At 69.5% G+C, this 7,019-nt stretch carries 6 protein-coding genes and 1 pseudogene; 4 read left to right on the plus strand and 3 right to left on the minus strand.

The features are described 5' to 3' along the window. The first annotated feature begins 43 nt into the window (after positions 1-43). Positions 44-1,522, plus strand: coding sequence for a glutamate-cysteine ligase family protein (locus KCH87_RS13670; RefSeq protein WP_210586294.1), 1,479 nt, complete (start codon positions 44-46; stop codon positions 1,520-1,522). Between the two features lie 12 nt (positions 1,523-1,534). Here the strand turns inward: KCH87_RS13670 and KCH87_RS13675 are convergent, their stop codons facing one another. Together KCH87_RS13675 and KCH87_RS13680 are read right to left on the minus strand one after the other, a co-directional pair. Beyond that, positions 1,535-2,647, minus strand: a complete 1,113-nt coding sequence (locus KCH87_RS13675) for a Gfo/Idh/MocA family protein (RefSeq protein WP_210586295.1) — start codon at positions 2,645-2,647, stop codon at positions 1,535-1,537. Beyond that, positions 2,617-3,327, minus strand: a complete 711-nt coding sequence (locus KCH87_RS13680) for a ThuA domain-containing protein (RefSeq protein ID WP_210586296.1) — start codon at positions 3,325-3,327, stop codon at positions 2,617-2,619. The genes KCH87_RS13675 and KCH87_RS13680 overlap by 31 nt, the downstream gene beginning before the upstream one ends. A gap of 210 nt (positions 3,328-3,537) precedes the next feature. On the opposite strand from KCH87_RS13680, the gene KCH87_RS13685 reads away from it, so the two are divergent. Further along, on the plus strand, positions 3,538-4,437 hold the full coding sequence (locus tag KCH87_RS13685) for an expansin EXLX1 family cellulose-binding protein (RefSeq protein WP_308298827.1): 900 nt from the start codon (positions 3,538-3,540) through the stop codon (positions 4,435-4,437). Here KCH87_RS13685 and KCH87_RS13690 read toward each other — a convergent pair whose 3' ends face one another. Continuing rightward, the gene (locus KCH87_RS13690; protein WP_210586298.1) at positions 4,438-5,289 is read right to left on the minus strand and encodes a class I SAM-dependent methyltransferase; all 852 of its coding nucleotides are present in this window, start codon (positions 5,287-5,289) and stop codon (positions 4,438-4,440) included. Positions 5,290-5,363: 74 nt separating this feature from the next. Here KCH87_RS13690 and KCH87_RS13695 point away from each other — a divergent pair, with 74 nt between their 5' ends. Beyond that, positions 5,364-5,795: a helix-turn-helix domain-containing protein gene (locus tag KCH87_RS13695; protein WP_210586299.1), complete on the plus strand. Its 432-nt coding sequence runs from the start codon at positions 5,364-5,366 to the stop codon at positions 5,793-5,795. 249 nt (positions 5,796-6,044) lie between these two features. Beyond that, a pseudogene (locus KCH87_RS13700) lies at positions 6,045-6,914 on the plus strand (chitinase); the annotation flags it as partial. Positions 6,915-7,019 lie beyond the last annotated feature (105 nt).

A 7,019-nucleotide genomic window follows, 5' to 3' on the forward strand; every position in this document is an offset into this window, starting at 1 on the left:
TCTGGGACGAGAGGTATCCGCCGAGGGAACTCGGGAGGGCACGATGGGACGTGACGTGCCGGCCCTGGTGTTCACGCGGGAGGACCGCCGTCAGTACCGGGACAAGATGCACACCTGCCTCGATGTGCTGGCGCAGATGCTGCGCGAGTCGGCCTTCGAGAGCGAGCGCCCCCAGGTCGGTCTGGAGATCGAGCTCAACCTGGTGGACGACGCCGGGCGGCCGGCGATGCGCAACACCGAGGTCCTTCAGGCGATCGCCGACTCGGCCTGGTCGAGCGAGCTGGGCCGCTTCAACCTGGAGATCAACCTTCCGCCCCGGCAGCTGACGGCCGGCGGCCCCGGCGCCTGGGAGCAGACGATCCGCGACGCGCTCAACCACGCCGAGGAACGCGCCTCGGCCGTGGGTGCGCACCTGATCATGGTCGGCATTCTGCCGACCCTGGGGGAGGCGGACGTGGGCGAGGCCGCCCTGTCCGGTGATCCGCGGTACCAGCTGCTCAACGAGCAGATCTTCGCGGCGCGGGGCGAGGATCTGCGGATCAGGGTGGACGGCGTGGAGCGCCTGTCGATGTACGCCGACGTCATCACCCCCGAGGCGGCCTGCACCAGTACCCAGTTCCATCTCCAGGTCGCCCCGAAGGAGTTCGCGGACTACTGGAACGCGGCCCAGGCCGTAGCGGGCGTGCAGATCGCCCTGGCGGCGAACTCGCCCTTCCTCTTCGGCAGGGAGTTGTGGCGCGAGTCCCGCATCCCCCTGTTCGAGCAGGCCACCGACACCCGCCCGCAGGAGATCAAGTCCCAGGGAGTACGGCCTCGGGTGTGGTTCGGAGAACGGTGGATCACCAGCGTCTTCGACCTCTTCGAGGAGAACGTCCGCTACTACCCGGCGCTGCTGCCGCTGTGCGACGACGAGGACCCGCAGGAGGCGCTGGACCACGGCAGCGTTCCGCAACTGGGGGAACTGACACTGCACAACGGCACGATCTACCGCTGGAACCGACCCGTCTACGCCGTCACCGACAGCGGGCCGCATCTGCGCATCGAGAACCGCGTACTACCCGCCGGCCCCACCGTGGCCGACACCATCGCCAACGGCGCCTTCTACTACGGCCTGACCCGTGCGCTCGTCGACGAGGACCGGCCGGTCTGGACGCGCATGTCCTTCTCGGTCGCCGAGGAGAATCTCCACACCGCGGCCCGCGACGGTATCGACGCCCGCCTGTACTGGCCCGGCATGGGTGAAGTGCCGGTCACCGAGCTGGTGTTGCGGCGCCTGCTGCCCCTGGCCCATCGCGGCCTGGAGCTGGCCGGCCTGGACGCGACGTGGCGCGAACCGATGCTCGGCATCATCGAGCAGCGCTGCGTCACCGCCCGCAACGGCGCCCTGTGGCAGGCCGAGACGGTCCACCACCTGGAGAAGACCGTCACCTCGGACCGGCGGGAGGCGCTGCGGCTGATGACGACGACGTACAAGGACTACATGCACCTCAACGCACCCGCGCACACCTGGCCCGTGGACTGACACCCGCCGGCTTCAACCGGCGGCGGCTCCTCTCCACTCCGCGGCGGCCGTCAGCGGAACGGGGACGGGTGGCTCTGCCGACGTCGTCAGCTCGATGCGCCGCCCCTCGGTCGAGGAGCGGAGCAGGGCGTCCATCGTCTCCAGCACATGCAGGGCGAGGTCACCGTTCGCGCGGGCTGCCCGCCGGCCGTCGGCGGCGATGAAGTCGAGCAGACCGACGCCCCGTGCGGCGTCGACGTAGCCGGCGGAGGGCGGGAGCGTGCGCCACTGTGTGTCGCCGAGTTCGAAGAGCCGTACGGCACCGTCGAAGCGGTTCGGATCCGGAACCGAGAGGGTCCCCGTCTCGCCGTGGACCTCGATCGGCGCGGCTGTGGTGGCCACACCGTCGAAGCTCGTGGTGATCGTCGTCAGGGTCCCTCCCGCGTGCTCCAGCACACCGGAGACATGACTGTCGACCTCGACCGGTATCCGCTCGCCCGCGCGCGGGCCGGAGCCGATGACGCGCTCGGTGCGCAGTCGCCCGGCCGCCCCGATGACGGCCCGCACCGGACCCAGCAGATGGATCAGGGAAGCGAGGTAGTACGGCCCCATGTCCAGCAGGGGGCCACCGCCGGCGGTGTAGTAGAAGTCGGGGTGGGGATGCCAGCGTTCGTGTCCGGGGGTGACCATCACGGCCGTGGCGAACAAGGGGCGTCCGATGCTCCCTGCCTCCACCGCCGCCCGTGCCGTCTGGACTCCGGTGCCCAGGACGGTGTCCGGCGCGCACCCCACGCCGACGCCTGCCCGAGCGGCGGCCTCCATGACGGCGTGGGCGTCGACGAGTTCGGCGGCCAGCGGCTTCTCGCCGTAGACGTTCTTCCCGTGGCCGATGGCGCCGAGGGCGATCTCGGCGTGGGCCGCGGGGACGGTGAGATTCAGTACCGTGTCCACGTCCGGGCTGCTCAGCAACTCCTCGACGGCCGGCGCCGCTACGCCGGGCAGTTCGGCGGCGACCGCGGCCGACCGGGAGGCGTCGAGGTCGGCGACCGCGGTGACGCGCACCGCGGGGTGGCCGCCCAGCGTGTCCAGATACGCGCGGGAGATGACTCCGAGACCTACGACGCCGATGCGGTGCGCGTCGCCCACAGCATGCCCCTCTCGATGATGGTGCGGACGCTGGGGTTCTCCAGCACGTCGAGGCTGTGCCCCGGTGTCGTCACCACGACGCGTCCGGCGCCCCAGCGTCGGGTCCAGACCGCCGGCGAGGTGACCGGCCGGTGCCAGGGCTGCCACGGCCGGGCGGGATGGGTGGTGGTGGCCAGTACGTCGATGAGGTCGTCGTGCAGTACCCAGTACTGCTCGGTGCAGAGCTCGAAGTCCTCGATGCCCGCCGTGACGGGGTGCTCGCGGCCGAGTTCGGAAATGGTGACGGTGTGCGGCAGGAAATTGTCCTCCGCCTCTCCCTGACGTTCACACGGTTCCTTGCCGGGGTGGGTCGCGAACTGTCCTCCCACCAGGTGGAGATAGTCGGAGGAGGCACGGAACGAGTCGCAGATCCCGCCGTGCCAGCCGGTGAAGCCGGTGCCGGCCTCGACCGCCGCGCTCAGTCCCGACAGCTGCTCGGCGGTGATCTCCGACATCGAGATGCACTGGAGGACGAGATCGGTGCCGGCCATCTCGGCGGCGTCGGCGTAGATGTCGGTCGACTCCTCGATCCGGACGGTGTATCCGCTGCTGTGCAGGAAGGGCAGAAACAACTCCGTGGCCTGGACCGGCCGGTGCCCCTCCCATCCGCCTCGGACGACCAGGGCGTTCTTCCGTGTCATCTTGTTCCTTCGTCGGGCGCGTAGAACGGCGTCATCACTATGCGCCTGTCGCCCGCGCCCGGAAAAGGGTTGCCGGATACACGAAAGGTTTCGCGGCCGGCCGGCCCCCACCGCGCCCCGAAATTCGGGGTTGTCGGCGTGCTTCCGGGTCTGGCACGATCGCTGCTTCTGTCCGTCACGGCAGCGGGTGGTGGCCGTCGAGGAGGTCCGGTGCACAGACGCTGGCTGTTCATATCGGCGGCCGCGGCGATCATCGTCGCCTCCCTGATCGTCGTGCTCCTCCCGGACCGCGACGCCGACGCCGGAGCCGCCCCGGCCACACCCGTCGCCGGGTCCCGGGCGAACCGCCCGCCCGCGACGGGCTCCCCGTCCGCATCTCCCCGCGCGACGGACACCTCGGCGAAGCCGTCGGCGAAGGAAACCCCGCCGGAGGCCTCCGCCTCTGCGAAGCCGTCGGCCACGGAGACGCCCCAATCGGCGTCCGACACCGCACTGTTGGCCGGCCGCATACGACCCGGCGCCTCCTACCGAGGAGTCGCCACCTTCTACGACTCGGACGGCACCGGCGCCTGTCTCTACGACCCGAGCAGTGACGTGCTGACCGGGGCGATGAACCACACCGACTACGAGTCGGGCAAGGCATGCGGGGCGTACGTGCTCGTCCGCGCCGGCAACGGAGCCTCCATCACCGTCCGCATCACCAATGAGTGCCCAGGGGAGTGCGCGCCCGGTCAGATCGACCTCAGTGCGGAGGCTTTCGCCAAGCTCGCCGCGCCCTCGGCCGGCCGGATCCCGATCACGTGGCAGCTGGTGAGCCCCAGTGGCGCGGATACGCTCTCCATCCGGTACAAGACCGGATCCAGCCGATACTGGTGCGGCATCCAGGCGATCGGCCACCGCAATCCGGTGGCCCGGCTGGAGGTCCGCGCCGGCGGCGGCTGGCGTCAACTGCCGCGAACCGAATACAACTACTTCATCTCCGAAGACGGCAGCGGGTGTGGCGGCGCGATCAGGATCACCGACATCTTCGGAGAACAGCTCACCGTCGATGGCATCGCGCTCCGGCCGGACGCCGTGCAGGCGACCCGGGTCCAGTTCGCGATCCACTGATCACTCGGACGACGCCCGGGCGCTCACCATCCAGCAGGCCCCGGTGAAGCGGACTTCCGTGCCCTGCACAAAGGTGTCGAACGCGGCGCGGACCGTCTCGATGACCTGCGCCCGGGTCCGCTCGTCCGCCTCCCGCAGGATCATGCCGACCGGACCGAGTCGCGTGAAGTAACCGACCAGTTCACTCTCCGGCAGGGTGCAGACCACGTCGACCGGCCTGATGTCGATGCCGGCCCAACCGCTCTCCACCAGGATGCGGTGGACGTTGTCCGAGTCAGCGAAGGCGAACTGTCCCGGCTCGTCCGGTCGGCGGGCGGGGAGGCTCGGCAGGAGCGGTGCCGCGGCGCGCTCGGCCGTCGTCATGAACGGATTCTCCGCGGGGCCGCGCCAGGCGATGAAGCGGAGCCCGCCCTCGTCCCTCACAGCGCGCCGAAGGTTCGCGAAGGCTCGGACGGCGTCGTCGAAGAACATGACGCCGAAGCGCGAGATGACGGTGTCGAAGGCGGCGGGTTCGAATGCGTACTCCTGTGCGTCGGCGCAGATGAAGGACGCCGGTGTGCCCTCCTTCTCGACGCGCCCCCGGGCGGCGGTGATCACTGGTTCGGAGATGTCGATGCCTACGCAGTGCCCCGCCGGACCGAGCCGTCGCGCGACGGCCAGCGTGGTGCCGCCGGTGCCGCAGCCGACATCGAGCACATGGCCTCCGTGCTCGCCGGACACGGCTTCGACCAGCAGGTCCTCAAACGGCCTGAGCACCTCGTCCAACACCGCCTGTGCCTCGACCCAGGCGTGGCCGGCGGCCCCCTTCCAACGAGCCGCCTGTCCGTCGTCGGTCCTGCGCGTGACGTCCATGTTCATCTCCTGTGGTTGCCTTCGTCGGGCCGGGATGCCAGCGTTCTACTTCAAGTCGACTTGAAGTCAAGGGGATGACACACCTGGACATCGCCGAGGTCGCGCATCGCGCCGGGGTTCCCGCCTCGACGCTGCGCTTCTACGAGGAGAAAGGGCTGATCGCCCCGACCGGCAGACGGGGGCTGCGCCGTCAGTACGATCCCGGCGTACTGGAACGCCTGGCACTGATCACGTTGGGGCGCACCGCGGGGTTCTCGCTCGACGAGATCGCGCGCATGCTCGCGCCGGACGGACGGCCGCGCATCGACCGGCCGATGCTCGCGGCCAAGGCGGAGGAGCTGGACGGCCGGATCCGTGAACTGGGCGTCCTGCGTGACTCCCTGCGGCATGCCGCTGACTGCCCCGCCCCGAGCCATCTGGAATGCCCTACTTTCCGCCGCCTCCTGGAGGCCGCCGTGTCCGGCGCAGGAGCAATGCCGAGGAAGCGGATTCAGGGTTCACCGTGAAACCCCAGCCCTGCCGCACGTGGGCACGGCTGGTCCGTACCAGACCCTTGACAGAGTATTCCCTCACTCCTTAGATCATGAGGTGAACTAAGTGGGTGCGCTGGTCTGTCATGCACCTGCAAATTCATCCCCCCACGCGAAACGGACCGTCATCCGATGACCAAAAGGCTCCTGTGCACAGCAGCCATCGCCGTTCTGCTCACCGGCGCCGGCGCCACCCTCGCCGACGCGGAAGAGCCGGCGCCCACCGCGTCCATGGCCGTCGCGCCGTACCTCTACAATGGCTGGGGCAGCCCGCCCGACCCCACGACCGTGATGAACGAGACGGGCGTCAACTGGTTCACGCTTGCGTTCGTCCTCAGCAACGGCACCTGCAACCCGCAGTGGGACGGCAGCCGCCCGCTGACCGGGGGAGTGGACCAGCAGACCATCGACACCGTCCGAGGAGCAGGCGGCGATGTCATCCCGTCCTTCGGCGGCTGGAGCGGCAACAAGCTGGAGAGCTCCTGCGGCAGCGCGGGTGAGTTGGCCGCCGCGTACCAGAAGGTCATCGACGCCTACGGGCTCAAGGCGATCGACATCGACATCGAGGCCGAGGCCTACGACAGCCCGACCGTGCAGCAGCGCACGGTCGACGCCCTCAAGACCATCAAGGCCGACAACCCCGGGATCAAGGTGTACGTCACCTTCGGCTCCGGCCAGAGCGGCCCCGACAGCAGCCTGATCGACAAGGCGGCCGCGTCCGGGCTCACCGTCGACAGCTGGACGATCATGCCGTTCAACTTCGGCGGCGCCGGCCAGAACATGGGCGACCTCACCGTCCAGGCCGCCGAGGGGCTGAAGAACGCGGTCAAGAACGCGTACGGCTACACGGACGACGAGGCGTACCGGCACTCCGGCATCTCCTCGATGAACGGCATCACCGACAACAGCGAGACGGTGACCGTCGACGATTTCCGCACCATCCTCGGCTATGCCCAGGAGCACCAGCTGGCACGGCTGACGTTCTGGTCGGTCAACCGCGACCGGCCCTGCACGGGCGGCCCGGCCGACTCCTGCTCAGGCGTCTCCCAGCAGCCCTGGGAGTTCACGAAGGTCTTCGCGGGATACAACGGCTGACCCACCCTTCCCCCCCCACCCCCCCCCCCCCCGCCGCTTCGGCGGCACAGGAGAAGACGTGCTCCGAATTCCGAGGCCACCCATCAGCGGCCGCCACCGTTTCAT

Source organism: Streptomyces sp. GESEQ-35, from assembly GCF_017948485.1.
Taxonomy (GTDB): domain Bacteria; phylum Actinomycetota; class Actinomycetes; order Streptomycetales; family Streptomycetaceae; genus Streptomyces.

Excerpts from the sequence above, each read along its gene's own strand:
- KCH87_RS13670 (WP_210586294.1), top strand. The coding sequence starts at position 44 with ATGGGACGTGACGTGCCGGCCCTGGTGTTCACGCGGGAGGACCGCCGT.
- KCH87_RS13680 (WP_210586296.1), bottom strand. The coding sequence starts at position 3,327 with ATGACACGGAAGAACGCCCTGGTCGTCCGAGGCGGATGGGAGGGGCAC.
- KCH87_RS13690 (WP_210586298.1), bottom strand. The coding sequence starts at position 5,289 with ATGGACGTCACGCGCAGGACCGACGACGGACAGGCGGCTCGTTGGAAG.
- KCH87_RS13695 (WP_210586299.1), top strand. The coding sequence starts at position 5,364 with ATGACACACCTGGACATCGCCGAGGTCGCGCATCGCGCCGGGGTTCCC.